Annotated in this window: 21 protein-coding genes; 13 read left to right on the top strand and 8 right to left on the bottom strand. The window is 33.6% G+C overall.

The features are described 5' to 3' along the window. Positions 1–118: 118 nt before the first annotated feature. From tnpA to HYN56_RS04885, 9 genes are all read left to right on the top strand, one after another. Positions 119–622, top strand: a complete 504-nt coding sequence (gene tnpA, locus HYN56_RS04925; RefSeq protein WP_109191163.1) for an IS200/IS605 family transposase — start codon at positions 119–121, stop codon at positions 620–622. 244 nt (positions 623–866) lie between these two features. Then, positions 867–1,625, top strand: coding sequence for a dioxygenase family protein (locus tag HYN56_RS04920; RefSeq protein ID WP_109191162.1), 759 nt, complete (start codon positions 867–869; stop codon positions 1,623–1,625). Between the two features lie 19 nt (positions 1,626–1,644). After that, on the top strand, positions 1,645–2,349 hold the full coding sequence (locus HYN56_RS04915) for a pirin family protein (RefSeq protein WP_109191161.1): 705 nt from the start codon (positions 1,645–1,647) through the stop codon (positions 2,347–2,349). Beyond that, positions 2,346–2,852: a hypothetical protein gene (locus tag HYN56_RS04910; protein ID WP_109191160.1), complete on the top strand. Its 507-nt coding sequence runs from the start codon at positions 2,346–2,348 to the stop codon at positions 2,850–2,852. Before HYN56_RS04915 ends, HYN56_RS04910 begins: the two co-directional genes overlap by 4 nt. Before the next feature lie 263 nt (positions 2,853–3,115). Beyond that, a complete protein-coding gene (locus HYN56_RS04905) occupies positions 3,116–4,303 on the top strand; it encodes a phosphoglycerate kinase (RefSeq protein ID WP_109191159.1) in 1,188 nt (395 codons plus the stop codon). A gap of 110 nt (positions 4,304–4,413) precedes the next feature. After that, the gene (locus HYN56_RS04900) at positions 4,414–6,222 is read left to right on the top strand and encodes a LysM peptidoglycan-binding domain-containing protein (RefSeq protein WP_109191158.1); all 1,809 of its coding nucleotides are present in this window, start codon (positions 4,414–4,416) and stop codon (positions 6,220–6,222) included. 47 nt (positions 6,223–6,269) lie between these two features. Next, a complete protein-coding gene (locus HYN56_RS04895; RefSeq protein ID WP_109191157.1) occupies positions 6,270–7,238 on the top strand; it encodes a DUF4837 family protein in 969 nt (322 codons plus the stop codon). Positions 7,239–7,579: 341 nt separating this feature from the next. Next, a complete protein-coding gene (locus tag HYN56_RS04890) occupies positions 7,580–8,236 on the top strand; it encodes a DUF1579 domain-containing protein (RefSeq protein WP_109191156.1) in 657 nt (218 codons plus the stop codon). A 343-nt stretch (positions 8,237–8,579) separates the two neighbouring features. Further along, positions 8,580–9,026 (top strand): GNAT family N-acetyltransferase, encoded by a 447-nt coding sequence (locus HYN56_RS04885; protein ID WP_109191155.1) that lies wholly within the window; start codon positions 8,580–8,582, stop codon positions 9,024–9,026. On the opposite strand, the gene HYN56_RS04880 is transcribed toward HYN56_RS04885, so the two are convergent. Both HYN56_RS04880 and HYN56_RS04875 read right to left on the bottom strand, forming a co-directional pair. Continuing rightward, positions 9,016–9,357: a helix-turn-helix domain-containing protein gene (locus HYN56_RS04880; RefSeq protein WP_109191154.1), complete on the bottom strand. Its 342-nt coding sequence runs from the start codon at positions 9,355–9,357 to the stop codon at positions 9,016–9,018. The two genes, HYN56_RS04885 and HYN56_RS04880, sit on opposite strands and share 11 nt — an antisense overlap. A 94-nt stretch (positions 9,358–9,451) precedes the next feature. Then, positions 9,452–10,684 carry a hypothetical protein gene (locus HYN56_RS04875; RefSeq protein ID WP_109191153.1) on the bottom strand — a complete coding sequence of 411 codons (1,233 nt, stop codon included), beginning with the start codon at positions 10,682–10,684 and terminating at the stop codon, positions 9,452–9,454. 315 nt (positions 10,685–10,999) lie between these two features. Here HYN56_RS04875 and HYN56_RS25145 point away from each other — a divergent pair, with 315 nt between their 5' ends. Beyond that, on the top strand, positions 11,000–11,371 hold the full coding sequence (locus tag HYN56_RS25145; RefSeq protein ID WP_205727647.1) for a hypothetical protein: 372 nt from the start codon (positions 11,000–11,002) through the stop codon (positions 11,369–11,371). Between the two features lie 557 nt (positions 11,372–11,928). On the opposite strand, the gene HYN56_RS04865 is transcribed toward HYN56_RS25145, so the two are convergent. The 3 genes from HYN56_RS04865 to rnpA all read right to left on the bottom strand — a co-directional run bounded on the left by HYN56_RS04865 (position 11,929) and on the right by rnpA (position 14,889). Then, on the bottom strand, positions 11,929–13,566 hold the full coding sequence (locus tag HYN56_RS04865; protein WP_109191152.1) for a S41 family peptidase: 1,638 nt from the start codon (positions 13,564–13,566) through the stop codon (positions 11,929–11,931). Between the two features lie 2 nt (positions 13,567–13,568). Next, entirely contained in the window at positions 13,569–14,414 is an 846-nt protein-coding gene (locus HYN56_RS04860) for a DUF4349 domain-containing protein (protein WP_109191151.1), read from the bottom strand. 70 nt (positions 14,415–14,484) lie between these two features. Then, positions 14,485–14,889: a ribonuclease P protein component gene (rnpA, locus tag HYN56_RS04855; protein ID WP_109191150.1), complete on the bottom strand. Its 405-nt coding sequence runs from the start codon at positions 14,887–14,889 to the stop codon at positions 14,485–14,487. 125 nt (positions 14,890–15,014) lie between these two features. On the opposite strand from rnpA, the gene HYN56_RS04850 reads away from it, so the two are divergent. From HYN56_RS04850 to HYN56_RS04840, 3 genes are all read left to right on the top strand, one after another. Beyond that, positions 15,015–15,761 (top strand): lysophospholipid acyltransferase family protein, encoded by a 747-nt coding sequence (locus HYN56_RS04850; protein ID WP_109191149.1) that lies wholly within the window; start codon positions 15,015–15,017, stop codon positions 15,759–15,761. A 44-nt stretch (positions 15,762–15,805) separates the two neighbouring features. Then, positions 15,806–16,801, top strand: coding sequence for an acyl-ACP desaturase (locus HYN56_RS04845; RefSeq protein ID WP_109191148.1), 996 nt, complete (start codon positions 15,806–15,808; stop codon positions 16,799–16,801). Positions 16,802–17,025: 224 nt separating this feature from the next. Then, complete coding sequence (locus tag HYN56_RS04840) at positions 17,026–17,679, top strand: HD domain-containing protein (RefSeq protein WP_109191147.1); 654 nt, start codon at positions 17,026–17,028, stop codon at positions 17,677–17,679. 432 nt (positions 17,680–18,111) lie between these two features. Here HYN56_RS04840 and HYN56_RS04830 read toward each other — a convergent pair whose 3' ends face one another. Genes HYN56_RS04830 through HYN56_RS04820 form a run of 3 tightly spaced genes read right to left on the bottom strand, consistent with a single transcriptional unit; the run spans position 18,112 to position 20,582 of the window. Further along, complete coding sequence (locus tag HYN56_RS04830) at positions 18,112–18,237, bottom strand: FeoB-associated Cys-rich membrane protein (RefSeq protein ID WP_109191145.1); 126 nt, start codon at positions 18,235–18,237, stop codon at positions 18,112–18,114. Between the two features lie 6 nt (positions 18,238–18,243). Beyond that, positions 18,244–20,343, bottom strand: a complete 2,100-nt coding sequence (feoB, locus tag HYN56_RS04825) for a ferrous iron transport protein B (protein ID WP_109191144.1) — start codon at positions 20,341–20,343, stop codon at positions 18,244–18,246. After that, entirely contained in the window at positions 20,343–20,582 is a 240-nt protein-coding gene (locus HYN56_RS04820; RefSeq protein ID WP_109191143.1) for a FeoA family protein, read from the bottom strand. The genes feoB and HYN56_RS04820 overlap by 1 nt, the downstream gene beginning before the upstream one ends. Positions 20,583–20,598 lie beyond the last annotated feature (16 nt).

The following is a 20,598-nucleotide window of genomic DNA, read 5'->3' as shown; positions in this document are numbered from 1 at the left end:
GCAACCCCTGCATAAAGCCCCGGAGAGGCGACATATTTATCTGTATAAAAAAAAGAAATATTTATCTTACAGTTTGATTTGTTTTCTAGATTTACTATTCAATAAATTTAATAAAAAAATGGCCGATACTTATTCGCAACTTTATGTTCAAATTGTTTTTGCAGTTAAGGGAAGACAAAGCCTAATTTCTAAAAACAGGAAAGATAAAATTTACAAATACATCACAGGAATTGTTACTAATCAAAAACAAAAACTGATTGCAATTAACGGAATGCCGGATCATATTCACCTCTTAGTGGGAATAAAACCGAATGTATCATTATCGGATTTAGTAAGAGATATTAAATCATGTTCATCCAAATTCATTAATGAACAAAAATGGATAAATGGAAAATTTGAATGGCCGAATGGTTTTGGTGCTTTTTCATATGGACATTCGCAATTGACGAATGTGATTAAATATATTGAAAATCAAGAAGAACATCACAAAACCAAAACGTTTAAAGAGGAGTATATTGCTTTTTTAAAATTATTCAATATTGATTTCAAAAATGAATACCTTTTGAGGATGTTTGATTTTATATCGATCGGCCGGAGTTTTAGCTCTTGCTGCTTGTTTTAATTTGGATGTATAATACGCTTCTCAAAGAGGATTTTTTCTTTATTACTTTTCAGGCTGCCTCTTTTTATACTATATCTGGATTATACTGAAATGCGTTTTTTACTACAAAAAAAACTTTTTTTTCAGTTTACCTCATAAATAATCTTGTTTACCTCAAACTTTTTATTGAGGCTCAATTTCCAATAATTTTACTTCAAAATAGCTGTTAATCATTTAATTGAATAACATTTAAAAAGACAAAAAAATGGAAAGAAAAGAGTTTTTAAGAGGTTTGGGTTTAGTAGGAATTGGTACTTTGGCAATTCCGATCATAAACGCATGCAGTAAAGATGACGATTCATCTGCTTCATCAACCGGAACCGATTCAGGTTCTGACTCAGGTTCAAGTTCAGGATCTTCTTCTGGTAGTTGTTCGGTAACACCATCTGAAACCGCTGGTCCGTTTCCAACAATTACGCCATCATCTTTGGTAAAATCAAATATCGTGATGGATAGAACAGGTGTTGCTTTTACGATTAAAATCACAATTAAAAATACCAAAGCAAGCTGTGCCGTTTTAAAAGATGCAATTGTAGACATTTGGCATTGCGATAAAGACGGATATTATTCTGAGTATGGAGGTACTTCGATGCAGTCTGTCAATTATACTTCCTATCACTTTTTAAGAGGAAGACAAACCACAGACGAAAATGGATTGGTAACCTTTACCTCTATTTTTCCGGGTTGGTATTCAGGCCGTGCAACTCACATTCACGTTCACATTTACAATGCAAGCGGGACTTCTTTATTGGTAACACAAATTGCTTTTCCTGAAGGAACCAATAGTGCAGTGGCTACAGTAAATGCATCAACTGCAAATGGGTACACTAAAGGATTATCAGGTTATACCTATAATGCTTCAGATAATGTGTTTTCTGATTCAGTTACTAATGAATTGGGAACAGTAACGGGAAGTATTAGTGAAGGTTATGTTTTAACACACACCATAAACGTAGCAAGTTAATTTTTTAGAATAGTGTATCATGATAGCGCAGATTCCAGCCCAAATTTATAAATCAGATTCAAGAGGCATTTTCAATTCCGGAAAACACAATTGTTTTGCGACTTTTAATTTTGAAGAATATCAAAATTTATCCAGAAATGCATTTGGATCATTAAAGGTTTTGAATGAAATAATACTGGCTCCTCAGCAACGTATTACGAGATTTATAAATTCTAAAACAAATGTCATCATTTTGCCTTTGTTCGGCGGAATAGAATATAAAGACAATCTGGGTAATGAAGAATTTCTGCGAATAGATCAAATTCGCGTTCTGGCTGCTGATGACGAATTAACGGTTGAAATTTTCAATCCGTACGAAAATGAAAATGTAAGTTATCTGGAAATTGAGTTTGAAATGGGAAGACAATATTTTAAAAACTATTTCCAGCAGTACAAATTTGATTTTAGCAGACATAATAAGCTTTATTCTTTATTTGAAGTTGAAAGAGCGCTTGGGTTTATCGGACTTTATGATGGAAGAAAACACGGATCTTTTACTCTAAGAAATTCAAAAAATGGTGTTTTTGTATTTGTACTCAATGGTGCCTTTGAAGTGGAGGATCGACTTGTAGAAGCCAAAGACGGATTAGCTTTAAAAGAAACGGATAAAATTGAATGGGAAGCTCTTTCAGAAAATGCTATTCTAATGGTAATTGAAGTGCCGTTAAAAATGCTTAATTCATGAAGATTACAAAGATAAAATTGGCTTATCGTATTGTCATAGATAATTCGTCTTCTTTTTTGTGGGACAAATATGTTTTTGAAGATACTTTCAAAGAATATCAAATGCAGAGTCAGCAATTCAATTCAGCAACAAATCCGAAGAATACATTTAGAGAATTGCTGAGTGAAAATGAAAAAGCAAATCAGTTGCATTTCTTAACCGGAATTGCAGCAAGTGGTTATGTGGAGCAGTTAAAAGGAAATTTTCATCGTGTTATGGATGTTTTGGGTAGCCATTATTTTCCTTTCATCAATTATCAGTTAGATATTATAAATACAGATATAACAGATATATCAAAACATAAAATTGGAATTACTTTTTATACGCCTTTATTAAATTATTTCGGAATTATTGAAGGAAATTATCTGGTTTCTAAAAACGTCGAAAACCAAAACGAATACGAAACCATTATGTTTCCGGTTCAGAACAATTTGTCTATTTGTTACATTCAGACAGAAGACTAATTTATCCTCCAAAAACAAAAAATAAATCTATTTTCATTTTTTGCCTTTCCTGTTTTTTCTGTTGACAGGAAAGGTTTTTTTATAAAAGGCAGTATTAAATTGTGGTCTAAATTTGTTTTTATTCTTAAATAAACCATTTTTTTTGTAAATTTATAACGTTTTCGTTCTTTTTCTTGCTTCTTTTTTAGTTTATCCGAATTTATTAGAAGACTAAAAGTCCTATATTTGTTTTTCTTTCTAAAAAAAAACTAAAAATTATCAAGATGAAAACTTTAAACGATTTCGATTTTAAAAATAAAAAAGCAATTATCCGTGTAGACTTTAACGTTCCGTTGGATGAGAATTTTAATGTAACTGATACGACACGTATTGAAGCTGCAAAACCAACTATTGATGCCATTTTGGCTCAGGGCGGAAGTGTAATCTTAATGTCGCATTTAGGAAGACCAAAAGGTGCTGAAGAAAAATATTCTTTAAAACATATTTTAAAAACAGCTTCTGAAATTTTAGGAGTTGAGGTTAAGTTTGCAGAAAACTGCATTGGAGAGCCTGCTCAGACAGCTGCTAAAAACTTACAGCCAGGTGAAGTTCTTTTATTAGAAAATTTACGTTTCCACGCTGAAGAAGAAGAAGGAAATGTTGTTTTTGCAAAAGAATTGGCTTCTCTTGGAGATATTTATGTAAACGATGCATTCGGTACAGCGCACAGAGCACACGCATCGACTACAATCATTGCACAGTTTTTCGAAAACAAAAAATGTTTCGGAACATTGTTGGCAAAAGAAATTGACAGTTTAAACAAAGTTCTAAATAACAGTGTAAAACCTGTAACGGCTGTTCTTGGTGGTTCTAAAGTTTCGTCTAAAATCACAGTTATCGAAAATATATTAGATAAAGTAGATCACATGATTATTGGTGGAGGTATGACATTTACTTTCATTAAAGCACAAGGCGGAAAAATTGGTGAGTCTATCTGTGAAGATGATAAACTGGATTTAGCTTTAGAAATCTTAAGATTAGCAAAAGAGAAAAATGTACAAGTTCATATTCCGGTTGATGTTGTGGCTGCAGATGATTTCTCAAACACAGCAAATACTCAGATTGTAGACGTAACGGTAATCCCTGACGGATGGCAAGGTTTAGACGCAGGTCCAAAATCTTTAGAGAACTTCAAAAAAGTAATTTTAGAGTCAAAAACAATTCTTTGGAATGGTCCATTAGGAGTTTTTGAAATGGAAACTTTCTCTAAAGGAACAATCGCATTAGGAGATTATATTGCTGAAGCTACAGAAAAAGGAGCGTTTTCATTAGTTGGAGGTGGAGATTCTGTTGCCGCTGTAAAACAGTTCGGATTTGAAGATAAAATGAGCTATGTTTCTACTGGTGGTGGGGCAATGCTTGAAATGTTAGAAGGAAGAGTTTTACCTGGAATCGCTGCGATTTTAGACTAAAATATCACAATTAACATTTTTTTAATTAGTTTTCTTCGATAAAGGGCTTATTTTTGCAAAAGTACACTTCTCGTAATTATTTGAATTACAGAATTTTAAAATAATGTTATATGATTGTAAGGAAATTATCAATAGTGGTTTCTGCTTTCTTTACGATGGCTGCCTTCTCACAAGAGACAGCTTCAACTTTAGAAAGTAGGCCAGAAGTTAAGTTAACATATTTAGATTCTATTAAGAGCACATTCAAAAAAGACAATCTTCTGGCAACAAAAGTAGATAGTTTATGGATGAACGAATTAGTAAGTCTGGATATTTATGACGACCTGACCAAAGACATTCAAACCATCAACAAAGACGTTACTGTTGATGAAGAATTGCCAACCGAATTGCTAAAACAGCGTTTGGCAGCAATGAATGAGAAATCACCTTTTGAGATTGAATACAATCAGGGTTTAGAAAACATAATAAAGTCATTTCTTAAGAACCGTAAAAAATCGTTTTCACGATTAATGGCTTTATCAGAATATTATTTCCCAATCTTCGAGGAGTCCTTTGCAAAAAGCAATATCCCTTTGGAAATAAAATATTTAGCCGTTGTAGAATCTGCTTTAAATCCTAAAGCAGTTTCTAGAATGGGCGCTACGGGACTTTGGCAGTTTATGTACGGAACCGGAAAACAATATGCTTTAAAAATCGATTCGTATATCGACGAAAGAAGTGATCCTCTTAAAGCTACTGCCGCATGTTCTGAATACATGACCAAAATGTTCAATATTTTTGGTGACTGGGAACTGGTTTTAGCTTCTTATAATTCAGGTCCTGGAAATGTTACTAAAGCAATTCGTCGTTCTGGCGGAAAAACAAAATACTGGGACATTCGTAATTATCTTCCAAAAGAAACTCAAGGGTATGTTCCGGCTTTCTTAGCTACAATGTATCTTTTTGAATATCATAAAGAACACGGAATTAACCCGGAAAGAGCTGTCGTTAAAAACTTTGAAACAGATACGATCGCAATCAAAAACCAAATGTCTTTCAAACAGATTGCCGATTTACTGGACATGCCACAATCTCAGATTCAGCTTTTAAATCCGTCTTATAAAATGAATGTGGTTCCTTATTATCAGGGAGAACAACATTTTATCAGATTACCAAAAGATAAAATTGCAACCTTTGTTTCTAACGAAGATCAGATTTATGCTTACGTAAAACACGATACAGAGTTTAGATCAACTTCTTCAAGATTGGCTGTAAAATATGCTCCAAAAGCAAAACCGGCAGCAACGAAACCGACAGCAATTGATAAAGGCGATTTTGAATTTTATAAAGTTAGAAAAGGAGATAATTTAGGAGCAATTGCCGCTAAATATGATGTGAGTATTTCAGAAATTAAAAAGTGGAATAACTTAAAAACAAATGCAGTAGCAGTTGGAAGAAGCCTGAAAATCAAAGCAGAAGAGGAAGTTCCTGTTAAAACTGTTCCTGTTGCAGACAAAGAACAAGCTGTTGCATCTGTAGAAAATAAAGAGAAAACAGCTGTAGATATGGACTATGTTGTTGTTGCGGGAGATAATTTAGGCAGCATTGCAAAGAAATTCGGTACGACTATTGCGGAGTTAAAAGAACTTAACAATTTAACTTCAAATAACATTGGTTTAGGAAAAACACTAATTATTTCTAAAGCAGCCGTAGTTATAGAAGAGCCGTCTTCAACAGCAATTGCATCAAACTCGGTTGATTCATTTAAGAAAAAAGCAGCTTCTAAAAACGTTAGTGAAGATTATTACGTTAAAAAAGGAGATTCTTTATACAGTATTTCTAAAAAATATCCTGGAGTAACAATTTCAGATATTAAAAAATGGAATGGTATTAAAGATGAAGATATTAAACCGGGAATGAAACTTAAAATAAACGGATAAAAGAAAAATCTTATTTAAATTTGGGTTTTATTTCATAAATTAAGAAAATGAATAAAACCCATTTTTTATTGCTATTACTTCCGTTTTTCCTGATTTCGTGCTTTAAGGGGCAAAAACAGGATGATTCCGTTTCGGGAAAAACCAATACCATTTCCATTATTATCGATGATCAGTTATGGTATGGAGAAGTGGGAGATAGTATCAGAAATAAATTTGCTTCACCGGTTCTCGGACTCACACAGGAAGAACCGCTTTTTACCATTAACCAGTATCCGGCACGTTTGCTGGAAGGATTTGTGACAGATAGCCGAAGTATTATTGTAGTTAAAAAAACAGCTACAGCAAAATTCGAAATCATTCACAGTAAAACATTACCACACAATACTTTCCGCATTTACGAAAAATCTGTTGACGATCTTATTTGTAGTATCGAAGACAATTCGGCTGAAATAATACGTCAAATCCGAAATTCAGAAATTCAAAAAGTACAGGAAGACAATAGAAAGTCTCTCCTAAACCCTGCAATTCTCAAGAATAAATTTCACATCAATATAGAAATTCCGACAGGGTATGAGTATATGCTGCACAAAAAGAATTTCATCTGGCTGAAAAAAGAGATTATCAGCGGAAATACCAGTTTGTTGGTATATCAAATTCCGCTTCATAATTTTGAAAAAAGAAAGGACATAGTCAATTCTATTGTTCGCATGCGTGATTCCGTTGGACGCTATATCAAAGGCCGTGAACCTAATACACCTATGATTACGAGCGAAGCTTATGCACCTTATTTCTCAAAAGTAACGCTAGATAATAAAGAAGCTTTTGAAACCAAAGGAACCTGGGAACTAAAAAACGATTTCATGGCCGGACCTTTTATCAATTATGCAATTGTAGACAAAGTATATAACCGCCTTTTGGTTATAGAAGGTTTCTGTTATTCTCCTTCCAATCAGGAACGAGATTTAATGCTGGAACTTGAAGCCATTATTAAATCAGTTAAAGTAGATAAGAGATAGTTTTTTCTTAAGCGCAAGAAGCTCAACGTTTATGAATATTGGACTTTTTCCCCAGTTTGTCATCCTGACGAAGGAAGGATTTCCGCCAGAAACTCCACAATGATTATCAGGACATTAAAAAAATACCGCAAAGTCACAAAGAAGAAAAGTCTTTTAATCGCTCCCAGATATTATTTATCAGAACACATAGATTTTTAAAAATCCTTTTTAATCCTGACAATCTCTGGCTATTTTTTGCCCTTAGATCTATTGCTTTAGAATATAAACTTCAAACCTGAAACAAATTCATTTTAATATATTTCTTACTTTTGTTATTGTAACAAACATAAAAACAAATAGTTATGAAAAAAATAACCGCAACATTAGTAATTATTACATTATGTTTTATTTCTTGTAAAAAAGAAGTAAAAACCGAAATTGAACCAGTAAAAGTTTCAGATAGTATTAAAACTGAAGAACCTGTAGTAGAAGAAACATCGGCAGTTGAACCAGTCGATTCTGCAGCACAAGCTAAAGCATGGCAAGATTTTGCAACTCCGGGCGAGCCTCATAAATGGATGGCAGATGAAGCAGGAACGTGGAATTGTGAGATGACTTTTTGGTACGAACCAAATGGAAAACCGGAAAAAGCATCTTCAGTAGCGACTATCAAAATGATTTTGGGCGGACGTTATCAGGAATCAAATTATGTTGGAAAAATAATGGGTGCTCCGTTTGAAGGAAAAAGTACACTTGCATTTAATAATGCCAGTAAAGAATACACATCCACTTTTATAGACAATATGGGAACCGGAATGATGGTGGGAATTGGTAAATACGATGAAAGCACTAAAAGTGCAACCTTTAAAGGAGAATTTACAGATCCTGTTACCGGAAAAAAGAATCCTTACAGAGAAGTATATACGATTGTAGATCCAAAAACACGTAAAATGGAAATGTTCGACACCAAAAATGGAACCGAATATAAAAGCATGGAAATCTTGATGAAGAAAAAGTAATCTTTTTTTTCAGCCACAAAGGCGCTAAGCCACAAAGTTTTGTTTCAATCCTTGATGAAACTTGTATTTGTGTCTTAGCGCCTTTTATGTTTTCCCTTGAAAATAAAACTTAACTTTGCGTCTTAGCGCCTTCGTGGCAGATTAGCGCCTTATTAGAAAAAAACTTAGCGACTTTGCGAGATTCAAATACAATTTTAAAAATAACTTTGTGTTTTAGCGCCTTCGTGGCAGATTAGAGCCTTAGTAGAAAAAAAACTTAGCGACTTAGTGACTTTGCGAGATTCAAATGCAATCTTAAAAATAACTTTCTGTCTTAGCGCCTTCGTGGCAAAAACACGACACAATAATGTTAAAATGGAAAATAAAGCCTTTTGAGGCATTAAATGTAAATGAACTATATGATTTGCTCAGATTGAGAAGTGAAATCTTTGTAGTGGAGCAAAATTGCGTTTATTTGGATCTTGATGGTAAAGACAAAAAAGCATTACATCTAATTGGCGAGTACGAAGGTAAAATTGTAGCCTATTCCCGCTTATTTGATGCCGGAATTAGTTTTGATAACGCTTCGATAGGAAGAGTAGTGGTAGACGTGAATTACAGAGATAAAAAATGGGGACACGAATTAATGCGTGAGGCCATTGCCGGAATTAAAGCTAATTTTGGAAAAGAGGCAATAACCATTGGAGCTCAATTATATCTAAAAAAGTTTTACGAAAGCCACGGTTTTGTTCAGACAAGTGAAATGTATTTAGAAGATGATATTCCGCATATTGAGATGATTAGGGATTAATATTTTGATTTTTAAACTGCTTGAGTTTTTCTTTCAGGATCTTGTTTTCTTTTTTCAACAACTCGATATGCTCCAGTACAAAATTTGGTATGTTAAACTGGAGCATTTTTACTGTTGTATTTTTTAGGTTTATTTCTTCATCAGGTTCATAAATAACTTCTTTTTCGACTCCCAATACTTTTGCAATCTTAACCCATTCCACTTCAGAGATTTTCTTATGACCGTTTTCTCTCCGACTGTAGTTGGATTGCGTCATGCCTATCAAATCTGCAAGTTCTTCCTGCGAGATTCCTTTGGCAAGCCTTGCATTGGTGAGTTTTGCTTTAGTCATTTTGTTTCGTTTTTAATGAATTACATAAAACAGACTTGTAAGTATTTATAAACCTATGTTTATAGAATATGTTGTTATATTTAAACCTTGAACTTTATGGGATTTGATACCACGTATCTACTCCATTACTAATTACTTTAATACTAATAAATGCTGCTGTAGTAGTTGTTATTGGTGCTGTTCCCATTAGTATTATACTGTCTCCCGTTGCTGGTTTTAGTGCAACTTTAGATGAAGTGCCTCCACTTGCTACAACTGTAGCTATTCGGCCATTATTTGATGCAGCTGCTTTAGCAAGATTAAAGGTTACAGTAGAATTTGTTGTATTTATGTATAGTGATGTTTGATCTACATCAGAAATATTTGCACCCGTAATACTTGACTGAAGTTTATAATTTGTACCTATTTTTCCAGCTATGAAAACTTGAGTTTTATTTTGATTTTGATCGAAATAATTAGAATTTCCAAAAACGACAGAACTATCATAAATTGTGGCTATACCACCATTTCCTAAACTTAATAGTCCAGCTTTATTACCGGAAGCGTCTAAAAAGCTTGATGCTCGTATTATAGTCAGTAAACTAAATTTTGTAGAATATCTATTATCGTAAGCATAAAATTTTAACTGACCAAGAACATCACCGTCAAATGCTGGCTTTGGATTTTGATGAGAACCAGAACCTTTCAAAAAATAAAGAGAATTAAAACCAGAAGCAAATGTATTATCATCGGTAAAAGTTGATAATACAATAGCAGGATTTTGTTGGTTTTTATCGGACATTAAATTTAATCTGGAATACCAAGCACTAGCTGGATTACTAGGATTATTTGGAACAAGAATACTGGAATCTACATCGCTATTACCGCCAAGACCTAGAACTCCTTCAGTTGACAAATTCATTTTAGTTGTTCCATTTGTTATAAAAGGAATAGGTTGTGCATCTTTTGTTCCTAATTCTTTTATTGCACCATTGTTATTACCTCCTAAAGCCCAGGCATCTGAGGTTTCATTTTTGGAAACTACACGAACCCATTTTGTTCCATCATTGTTATACTCTCCTGGAGTTACGGCAGTTTCACCTGAGCCATCAGTGGCTGTATTATATACTTTCATACCTGCAACATGCGCAGCCATGGGGGCAAAATTGTCTGTAGCTTTGAGGGCTACTTTGGGTAGCAGTAATCCTTTTTCGCTGGTACCATCTGTTCTGTTTAAATCTAATACTGCATTAGGATTAGGATTGTTGGTGGGCATACCAACCTGAGCATAAATATTCAACGGTCCTAAAATCCCCAACATGACCATCACTTTAAAATACTTTTTCATAACATTTAAAAATTAAAACGCAAAATTATGTCTGCTGTAGGTTTTTTCTCATTCGATTTTATGCGAATTTTACCGCATAAAAGTTTAAGTTGTATGAATAGTGGCTTTTACAAAGAAGCTATAGGCTTCTTTTGGAAGAAAATTGGAGTTGGAAATTATTGAGGTGCGTATAGAAACAGGTTAAAGTTTGAACTATTGTATGTCAATCGTTTTAAAACTATACCTTTGCTTAATTTGTTTATACGAAAACAAAAATATAGATTTATTTCTATGTTTTGTGATTAAATGTAGTTTTTTTTCAATATTTAATAATTTATGAATACTTCAACGACGGAAAGGCTTGCTGAATTTATGTCTGTAAAAGGCATAAATAATAATATGATTACAGTTACAGCTGGACTTTCTATTGGACAAATTGGAAAAGCTATTTCAAATAATTCAGGAATAAATAGTACTTCTATTGAGAAAATACTATATGCATATCCTGAAATAAATCCTGAATGGCTTCTCACAGGAAAAGGAGAAATGCTAAAAGGACCCGGTAAAGCGGAAGAAGAACCAATTTCTTCTACACAAAAGCAGCAATTCGATTATAAGATTTTGTATGAAGAAGCTAAATATACCATAGAGCTGCAAAAGAAATATATTGAGAATCTGGAGTCACAATTAAAAAATCTGGAAGATTAGGTTTTGTAATCTTCAAGCGGTTTTGTTTTGCCACAATCCCGATAACTATTAGTATTAAGACACAAAGTTTTAAAGCAATCTTGTGCTCATAAGACGAAGAATCACACTCGGAACTCGACGAAGATTTACAACTTTGTAGACGGAATTCTTGTGTAATTCTGAGGATCGAAGAATTACAAACACAAATTTTTAATGCTTTGCAGAGCTACTTCGTTCCTCGGGATTGACAAAAACAAAAGTTTGTGTCTTAGAACCCTCGTGGCAAAACAAAAAACGCAGCAATAAAAACTACCTTATTCTGACATACAAATAACTTTTGGTGGATGGTTATAATGGAATTCTATTCTAATTTTGGCTGTATAGATTTATTTAGATAATAGCCAATTTTTTTATATAACTAACTACCAAACCATTGTTTTTTGAAAGCCGCTTGGGAAGTATTTCTAAGTGGCTTTTTTATTGCTTTTGCCACGAAGGCACTAAGGCGCAAAGTTTAATTAATCCTAAAATGAGAAAGAATACCCTTTGTGCCTTAGTGTCTTCGTGTCAATCATTCACTACATTTTTAATATTGTTTTATATTCTGTCTGGTTATTTAAAACACTCACAGCTCTTTTAATTTCTGAATTGTTTTTGATATAAAACTGATACAAACCTTCCTGATATTGATATCTCTTAATCAGTTCTTCCTGAAGCATGTTTTTGATTTCCTTTTGGTTTTTATCCAGCAAAGTGGTTTCGCTTTTTTCTAAAGCGGCCAATAACTGCTGATATTCAGGAGCAATAGTTTCGTCAATTTTTTCATTTTTAGCCGCAGCTAAAGTATTTTTCAGAGCCACTTCAGTTTCAGTATCAAATGTGATTTTATTGGTTTTCAGATATTGTTTGAATGCAGTGTAATCCGCGTCAGTTATTGTTGGAATTTTATCTCCAAGATTTGGATTTTTATAATAGTAAGAGGTCGCATAATCAAATACGCCGTCATTTTTAATCAAAGCATTAGCAATTGCGCTTGTTTTGGCTTCTTCCAGTTCAATATCCGGTAAAACTCCCCCACCGTCATAAACAGTTCTTCCTTTTCTGGTTTTAAAAGCATTATAATTTTTAGCATCGGTTTTTTGTGCAACGCCGTTTTTGTCTTTATGCGCATAATCCAGTGCCTGAATACATCTTCCGGACGGGGTGTAATATCTTGAAATGGTTACTTTCAATTGAGTTCCATAAGTCAAATCAACCGAACGTTGTACCAAACCTTTTCCAAAACTTCTGCTTCCCAAAATAACCGCACGATCCAAATCTTGCAAAGCACCCGAAACAATTTCAGATGCCGAAGCACTTCTTCCGTTTACTAAAATTGCCAAAGGAATTTCAGTATCAACTGGTTCTTTCTGTGTTTTATAAGTGTTATTGTGTTTTTCGATTCTGGATTTGGTGGTTACAATAACTTCATTTTTCGGTACAAATAAATTACAGATATCAATTGCTTCGTTTAGTAAGCCTCCCGGATTTCCTCTTAAATCTAAAACGATTTGTTTCGCTCCGTCTGCTTTCAGTTTTTCAAGCGCTTCTTTTACTTCGTTTGAAGCTTTTCTGCTAAAATGTGCCAAAACGATATAACCTGTTTTATCATCAATTTTTCCATAAAAAGGAACCGATTTAATATCGACTTCATCTAAAACCAAAACAGTCGTAAACGGTTTTCCCTGACGAAGATATTTGATATTGATTTTGGTATTTTTTGTTCCTTTTAATAAAGAAGAAGCATCATCTTTAAAATCAGCAATTAGAATATCTCCAATTTGAATGATTTCGTCGCCGGCTTTAAGTCCCGCTTTATCAGCAGGATAATTTTTATAAGGTTCGCGAACAATCAAACGATCTTTTTTTCTGGAAATTAAAGCACCAATTCCGGTATATTCTCCTGTATTATTAATTTTGAAATTGACAACATCCTGTTCGTTAAAATAAACCGTATACGGATCTAAACTTGCCAACATGCTTTTAATGGCTTTATCCATCAAATCTCCCGGATTCGTTTCATCCACATAATTGGTATTTACGGCTTTGAATAAGGTGGTAAAAATCTCAATCTGTTTCGCAATTTCAAAGAAATCTTCTTTAAAACTGGTTCCAACAAACAACATTCCCGCCGCAGCGACTGGTATAATAAATTTCTTTTTGAAATACGGATACATGATTATTCTTTTTTTCTTCTTTTTAATCTTTTTCTAATAAAATAGGCTAATACAATAAATATAATAACAAATGGCCAAACGCTGATTAAGGAAATTAAAAAGTCAGATAAACTGTAAAATCCTGATTTAACAGCTGTCCAAAGTTTTGAACCATATGATATTTTGACGCCTTCTTTTTCGGCTACAGTTTTATAAAATTCAATAGTAATTGTACTTTCAGAAACGCGACTTTGCAAATATTTCAACTGACCTTCTTTGGCTTCTATTTCTTCTCGAATGGTTGAAATTTGTTGTTCGATTTCTAAAATCTCACTAACTTTATTCGCTTTCTTCAAAATTTCAAGATAGCGTTCTTCGAGTTTTTTCTTTGTTTTTAGTCTTGAAGTTAAATCGATAAATTGTTCGGTAACATCTTCAGCAGATATTTGCTTTTCATCAAAATAAGAAACACCTTTTGAGACTTCATCGATAAAACGGTCAAAATTTTGGCTCGGAATTTTTATAACTAAAACTCTGCTGACATTATCATAATTTTTACCTTCAGTATCATTAAAAACATTCCCATTATTAGCAGTAATAGCTTTTTTAATCTGATTAAAAGTATTATCAAGATTATCGGTCTCAAATCTTAAACTCGCTTGTTTTATGATTTTTTGCTCAATTTCTTGTTTCTCTTTAGTAGGTGGAGGTGGCGGAGCAGATTGAACGGCATCTTCATTGTAATTAGCTTCCGCTTTTGCAGGAAGTTTTACAGCTGATATCTTGATGTCTTTTGAATCTGGTTCGTAAGATTTATTACACCCAGTAAGAATCAAAACCAAAACCAATAAAAAGAAAAGTCGACGCATAAAATTTCAATTTAGAGCTAAAACTACGATTTTTTTGTCTAAGTTGCTTATTAATCTTACGTTTTGGGATTTACGATTCGGTTTTCGGTTCAGAATCCGGTGTTTTGTTTATTTGAGCGGTAAATTTCTCAAATAACTGAATCGTTTTGGTATTGATTTCTTCGTAAGACAAACGGTCTTTGGTCTGATAAAAAAGCATAATTGAATACGGTTGATTCAGATTATCCAAAAGCAAATGTTTGTTTAAACGATAGGTTTCTCTCAAAACTCTTTTGAAGTAATTGCGGTCAACGGCTTTCTTGAAATATTTCTTAGAAACCGAAACACCGACTTTAGTCTGCTCTTCTGAATTTTCTTCCGCTTGACGGTAAACCAAACGAAGCGGATATTTAGAAACCGATTTTCCTTCGGAAAACAGTAATCCAATTGTGGTTTTGCTTTTTAAACGCTCGTTTTTAGGGTAATTGAAGTTCATTTAATTCAGAAAAGATTTGCAAATTCTGTGACAAAGGTACAATTAAACCATAAAATCGGTTATTGTTTTCAATTTTAATAAGTCTAAAAATATATTTACTACTTTTGCGCATTAATTTTTGAAGCATGGAAAAAATTATTTCTTATCCAATATCGGTAATTTATTATTTATTATTTGGTTTATGTTTGGTTGTTTTTCATCCAATTCAGTGGATTTGCTTAAATTTATTCGGATATCAGGCACATAAGAAAAGTGTTGATTATCTGAATTTCTGTCTTCTAAAATGTACAAATTTAGTAGGGACAAGATATACAGTGACAGGTGTAGACACAATTCCGAAAGGCGCTCCGATTATTTTTGTGGCAAATCATCAAAGTATGTACGATATCGTGGCAATGATTTGGTACTTTAGACGTTTTCATTGTAAATTTGTAAGTAAGAAGGAATTAGGAAGCGGAATTCCGAGTGTTTCTTATAATCTGAAATACGGAGGATCTGTCCTAATTGACCGCAAAGACCCTAAACAAGCGATACCAGTTATCAAAGGCTTGTCTGAATATATCGAAAAAAACACAAGATCTGCCGTTATTTTTCCGGAAGGAACAAGAAGCAAAACGGGTAAACCAAAAGAATTCGCTCAAAGCGGTTTGAAAATTTTATGCAAATATGCACCGTCTGCATATGTTGTACCAGTGAGTATTAATAATTCTTGGAAGATAGTTAAATACGGAATGTTTCCGGTTGGTTTAGGAAACCATTTGACATTTACAGCACATCCGGCGTTGGCTGTAAAAGACTATAAGTTTGAAGAATTAATGGAAATTACTGAAAAAGCAGTAAAAGAAGGAATAAATGAGTATAAACAGGTTTAAGTTTTAGTCCGAGCTAAAATCTAAACCCAAATTTTAAATAAGTAATGTCTATAAAAAACATTAGATTAGAAGTAATGCAGTTTTTGGAAAAAAACGTGGATAGCTTCGTTGAACAGTATTTAATCCCGGTGGAAAAAATTTGGCAGCCGTCTGATTTTTTACCAGATTCTCAAGGAGAAAACTTCTTTGAAGAGGTAAAAGAATTGCGTGAAATTGCTAAAGAACTTCCATACGATTTCTGGGTTACGCTTGTTGGTGACACAATCACTGAGGAAGCATTGCCTACATATGAATCTTGGTTGATGGATGTAGAAGGAATAGATCAGCAAGAAGGAAGTCAAGGAAACGGCTGGGCTAAGTGGGTAAAACAATGGACTGGAGAAGAAAACCGCCACGGAGATCTTTTAAATAAATACTTGTATTTGTCTGGTCGTGTAAACATGCGTGAAATCGAAATGACAACACAGCATTTGATCAACGACGGTTTTGATATTGGAACTGGAACTGACCCATACAAAAACTTTGTATACACTAGTTTTCAGGAGTTAGCAACTTATGTTTCGCACAATAGAGTAGCGCAGATAGCTAAGAAATTTGGCGATAACAAATTGTCTAAAATGTGTAAAATGATTGCAGGTGATGAAATGCGTCACCACCATGCATACAGCGAATTTGTAACTAGAATTTTCCAGGTTGATCCAAGCGAAATGATGTTGGCTTTTCAATACATGATGAAGCAGAAAATTGTTATGCCAGCTCACTTTTTGAGAGAATCAGGACAAAAAATCAGCACTGCTTTTGAACAGTTTTCAGATTCTGCACAAAGAATTGGTGTATATACAGCAACAGATTACGTTGAAATCATGCAGAAATTAATCAACAAATGGGAAATTGATAAAATTTCTAATTTGACTGATGAAGCTGAAAAAGCACGTGATTATTTAATGAAACTTCCGGCACGTATGGCTAGAATTTCTGAAAGAATTGTTATTCCACAAGAATCACATATCTTTAAATGGGTAGAACCGGCAAGACTTTAAGATTTTAGATTTCTGATTTTAGAGTTTAGATTATTAAAATCCTAATTTCAGATTTAAAATTAATATTACAATTGAATTTTGAAATTGTAATTGAAAAAAAATATTTGTTGATTGTTAGATTTTAAAAGCTCTGACAATCAACTTTTTTATTTAAAATAAACACCTGTGTAAATCTGTTTAATTCGTTTTATCAGTGCGCCATTTTTTATCACAAACCATAACTTATGAATACTTCTGAACTTATAAATAAAACTATAGCTTTTGTAAAGGAAAAACTGAACGACGCCGAAGGCGGACACGACTGGTTTCACATTGAACGTGTTTACAAAAACGCTCTCCTGATTGCAAAAGATACAGAATGTGATACCACAGTTGTAGAATTAGGAGCATTATTACATGATATAGCAGATAGTAAATTTCATAATGGAGATGAAACTATCGGCCCAAAAACAGCAAGAGCGTTTTTAAAGACAGAAAACGTTTCTGAGGAGATAATTACTCATGTTGTCAATATCATTGAAAATATCTCTTATAAAGGCGGAAATTTCGAAAGAAAGTTCTCTTCTGTCGAATTGGATATTGTACAGGATGCCGATCGATTGGATGCTATTGGTGCAATTGGAGTGGCAAGAGCTTTCAATTACGGCGGATTTAAGAACCGTGCTTTATACAATCCTGAAATCGAACCCGTGACCAATATGACAAAAGAAGAATACAAAAAGAATAATGCTCCAACGATTAATCATTTCTACGAAAAACTTTTACTTTTGAAAGACAAAATGAATACTCCAAAAGGAAAAGAAATCGCTGCAGAAAGACATCGTTTTATGGAATCTTTTCTGGCGCAGTTTTATGCAGAGTGGGAAGGAGTGAAGTAAAATAAGTTGGACATTAATAATAAAATCAAGTTTTAATAACTACAAGCATAAAAAAACGGCTTCAAAATCTTTGAGGCCGTTTTTCCGTTTTCAATAAATCTATTTATATAAAAAAAGTTAGTTGTTTGGTTTATGAATGGTGGTTCATAGTTAGATAAGTAACTACCACAGCACATAAAAATCCAAGTGTAAACCACAGTATTCTGGCAACTCGGTTGTCTCTTATTATTTCTATTTTATCTTGCTCTGACATTTTTGTAAAGGTTTTTAAAACTATTCAAAAAAAGCACAATTAGAATTGATGTGTAGCCTTTAAAAGTTTTTAAAATAATAATAAAAGACGTTTTTTTCACAAATAAAAAAGCTTCACAAAAAATTAAAAATCTTTGTGAAGCTTTGTGTTTTGTTTTGTATGTTTTGCGGAACAGAGAACTAACTACAACCGCAATCAGTTCCATTGCCGCAGTCTTTTTTCTTTTTCGATTTAAAAAAATATTTTTTAATCAAAAAAGCGACAGCTAATCCAAGTATGGCAAAGGCTATTATTTCCTGAATCATAACTTTTTATTTTAAAAGTTGATACGCAATTAATGCGCTAAAGTAAGCTAACGCACTCATGAATCCTAACTGCATTGCCGGCCATTTCCATGAGTTGGTTTCTTTTTTGGTAATGGCCAATGTACTGGCACATTGCATCGCAAAAGCATAAAATAACAGTAAAGAAATTCCTGTTGGGAAATCAAAGACTTTTTTTCCGGTATCCGGACGAATTTCCGCCTGCATTTTGCTTTTTATAGTCGATTCGTTATCGGTATCTCCAACACTGTAAATGGTTGCCAATGTTCCAACGAAAACTTCACGGGCTGCAAACGAACTGATCAAAGCAATTCCGATTTTCCAGTCGTAACCCAAAGGCTGAATTGCCGGTTCGATTGCTCTTCCCATTAAACCAATATAAGAGTTTTCCAGTTTTTGAGAGTTTACTTCGTTTTCAAACTGCGTTTCATCCAAAGTGGTATTGGCAAATCTTTCTTTTACAATGTTTTCGGCATCATTAAATTCTTTCCCAGGCCCGTAAGAAGCCAGGAACCATAAAATAACAGATATGGCTAAGATAATTTTACCGGCACCAACGATAAATGCTTTTGTTTTTTCGACAACATTGATTCCTACGTTTTTCAAAAGTGGCATTTTGTAGCTTGGCATTTCGACTACGAAATACGTTTTAGACTCTAATTTCAGAACTTTATTTAAAATATAAGAAGACAAAATCGCCATAAAAAATCCTAAAACATAAAGTAACATTAAAGTTAATCCCTGAACATTTAAAACTCCAAAAACACGTTTACTCGGAATTACAAGCGAAATAATAATCGCATAAACCGGTAATCTTGCAGAACAAGTCGTGAACGGCGTTACTAAGATCGTAATAAGGCGTTCTTTCCAGTTTTCGATATTTCTGGTCGCCATAATTGCCGGAATTGCACAAGCTGTTCCTGAAATCAAAGGCACAACACTTTTTCCTGAAAGTCCAAATCGGCGCATGATTTTATCCATTAAAAAGACCACACGACTCATATAACCGCTTTCTTCCAGAATTGAAATGAAAAGGAATAAAAAGGCAATTTGCGGAATGAAGATAATAACACCGCCAATTCCCGGAATAATTCCCTGAGAAAGTAAATCGGTTAAAATACCACTCGGAAGTTCTTCTGCAACCCAGCTGCTTAAAGAAGCAAAAGTGCTGTCAATAAAATCCATCGGGATAGTGGACCAGCTGAAAATAGATTGGAAAATCAAAAACAAAATCGCAAAGAAAATGGCATAACCCCAAACTTTATGCGTTAAAATGCGATCTAATTTGGCGCGAATATCTGTTGCATTCGATGTATCTACTTTTAATCCCTCTTTTAAAACATCATTAATAAACTGATATCTTTTGATGGTTTCTTTTTGTTGTAAACGCTTTAATTCTGAATGTGATTTGGTAAAAGTATTACGGATTTCGTTTCGGTCTAAATTCGAGAAGTTTACATCCTGTGTAATGACCAGCCACAATTTATACATCAATTGATTTGGAAAAGCGTGTTGTAAATTTTGAAAATATTCAGGATCAATTACAGAAGCGTTCAAACAAGGTTCGTTCGGAATGGTTTTATAAGAAACAATTAGCTCTTTTAATTCTTCAATTCCTAATCCTTTTCTTGAACTGACTAAAGCAATTTTGGTTTTTAGTTTGTCTTCTAAATATGGAATATCCAAAGTAATCCCTTTTCTTTCCATACGATCAGACATGTTGATGACTAAAATCGTCGGAATTTCAAGGTCTTTGATTTGGGTATAAATCAATAAGTTTCTTTTTAAGTTCTCAACATCCGTTACTACAACAGCAACATCCGGATACAATTTATCGTTTTTGTTTAACAAAAGTTCAATAACAACACTTTCGTCCATCGAACTGGCATTCAAACTGTAAGTTCCCGGTAAATCCAGAATATTGGCTTTGATGTTATGAGGAAGTTTGCAAAACCCCATTTTTTTCTCGACGGTAATTCCGGGATAATTTCCAACTTGTTGATTTAAACCTGTAAGCTGATTGAAAACGGAAGTTTTTCCGGTATTTGGATTCCCGATAAGGGCAACATTGATATTCTGAACGCTCATTATAAATTGTTTTGGATAAGTTCAACTTCAATTTCACGAGCTGTTTCGATACGAATCGCCACATGCGAACCGTTTATATCCAAATACAATGGATCTCCAAGAGGAGCAATTTGCAGTAACTCAACTACGCTGCCAGGGAGACAACCCATTTCTAATAATTTCAGTGGAATAAGATCGATATCAAAATCTTTGATAATGGCTTTCTCGCCTTTTTTCAGAGTATGGATTGTATTTTGCAAGCTTATTTAGATTGAA

Origin of the sequence: Flavobacterium crocinum (genome assembly GCF_003122385.1) — a bacterium.
GTDB classification, from domain to species: Bacteria; Bacteroidota; Bacteroidia; order Flavobacteriales; family Flavobacteriaceae; genus Flavobacterium; species Flavobacterium crocinum.
This window is presented reverse-complemented; position numbering and strand designations above follow the sequence as displayed.

Bases quoted from the DNA above. Each gene is read 5' to 3' on its own strand.
- HYN56_RS04880 (WP_109191154.1), bottom strand. From the start codon at position 9,357: ATGACTAAAGCAAAACTCACCAATGCAAGGCTTGCCAAAGGAATCTCG.
- HYN56_RS04840 (WP_109191147.1), top strand. From the start codon at position 17,026: ATGAATACTTCTGAACTTATAAATAAAACTATAGCTTTTGTAAAGGAA.
- HYN56_RS04890 (WP_109191156.1), top strand. From the start codon at position 7,580: ATGAAAAAAATAACCGCAACATTAGTAATTATTACATTATGTTTTATT.
- HYN56_RS04920 (WP_109191162.1), top strand. From the start codon at position 867: ATGGAAAGAAAAGAGTTTTTAAGAGGTTTGGGTTTAGTAGGAATTGGT.
- rnpA (WP_109191150.1), bottom strand. From the start codon at position 14,889: ATGAACTTCAATTACCCTAAAAACGAGCGTTTAAAAAGCAAAACCACA.
- HYN56_RS04900 (WP_109191158.1), top strand. From the start codon at position 4,414: ATGATTGTAAGGAAATTATCAATAGTGGTTTCTGCTTTCTTTACGATG.
- HYN56_RS04895 (WP_109191157.1), top strand. From the start codon at position 6,270: ATGAATAAAACCCATTTTTTATTGCTATTACTTCCGTTTTTCCTGATT.
- HYN56_RS04850 (WP_109191149.1), top strand. From the start codon at position 15,015: ATGGAAAAAATTATTTCTTATCCAATATCGGTAATTTATTATTTATTA.
- HYN56_RS04915 (WP_109191161.1), top strand. From the start codon at position 1,645: ATGATAGCGCAGATTCCAGCCCAAATTTATAAATCAGATTCAAGAGGC.
- HYN56_RS04845 (WP_109191148.1), top strand. From the start codon at position 15,806: ATGTCTATAAAAAACATTAGATTAGAAGTAATGCAGTTTTTGGAAAAA.
- HYN56_RS04905 (WP_109191159.1), top strand. From the start codon at position 3,116: ATGAAAACTTTAAACGATTTCGATTTTAAAAATAAAAAAGCAATTATC.
- HYN56_RS04910 (WP_109191160.1), top strand. From the start codon at position 2,346: ATGAAGATTACAAAGATAAAATTGGCTTATCGTATTGTCATAGATAAT.
- HYN56_RS04830 (WP_109191145.1), bottom strand. From the start codon at position 18,237: ATGATTCAGGAAATAATAGCCTTTGCCATACTTGGATTAGCTGTCGCT.
- HYN56_RS25145 (WP_205727647.1), top strand. From the start codon at position 11,000: ATGAATACTTCAACGACGGAAAGGCTTGCTGAATTTATGTCTGTAAAA.
- tnpA (WP_109191163.1), top strand. From the start codon at position 119: ATGGCCGATACTTATTCGCAACTTTATGTTCAAATTGTTTTTGCAGTT.
- feoB (WP_109191144.1), bottom strand. From the start codon at position 20,343: ATGAGCGTTCAGAATATCAATGTTGCCCTTATCGGGAATCCAAATACC.
- HYN56_RS04865 (WP_109191152.1), bottom strand. From the start codon at position 13,566: ATGTATCCGTATTTCAAAAAGAAATTTATTATACCAGTCGCTGCGGCG.
- HYN56_RS04860 (WP_109191151.1), bottom strand. From the start codon at position 14,414: ATGCGTCGACTTTTCTTTTTATTGGTTTTGGTTTTGATTCTTACTGGG.
- HYN56_RS04875 (WP_109191153.1), bottom strand. From the start codon at position 10,684: ATGAAAAAGTATTTTAAAGTGATGGTCATGTTGGGGATTTTAGGACCG.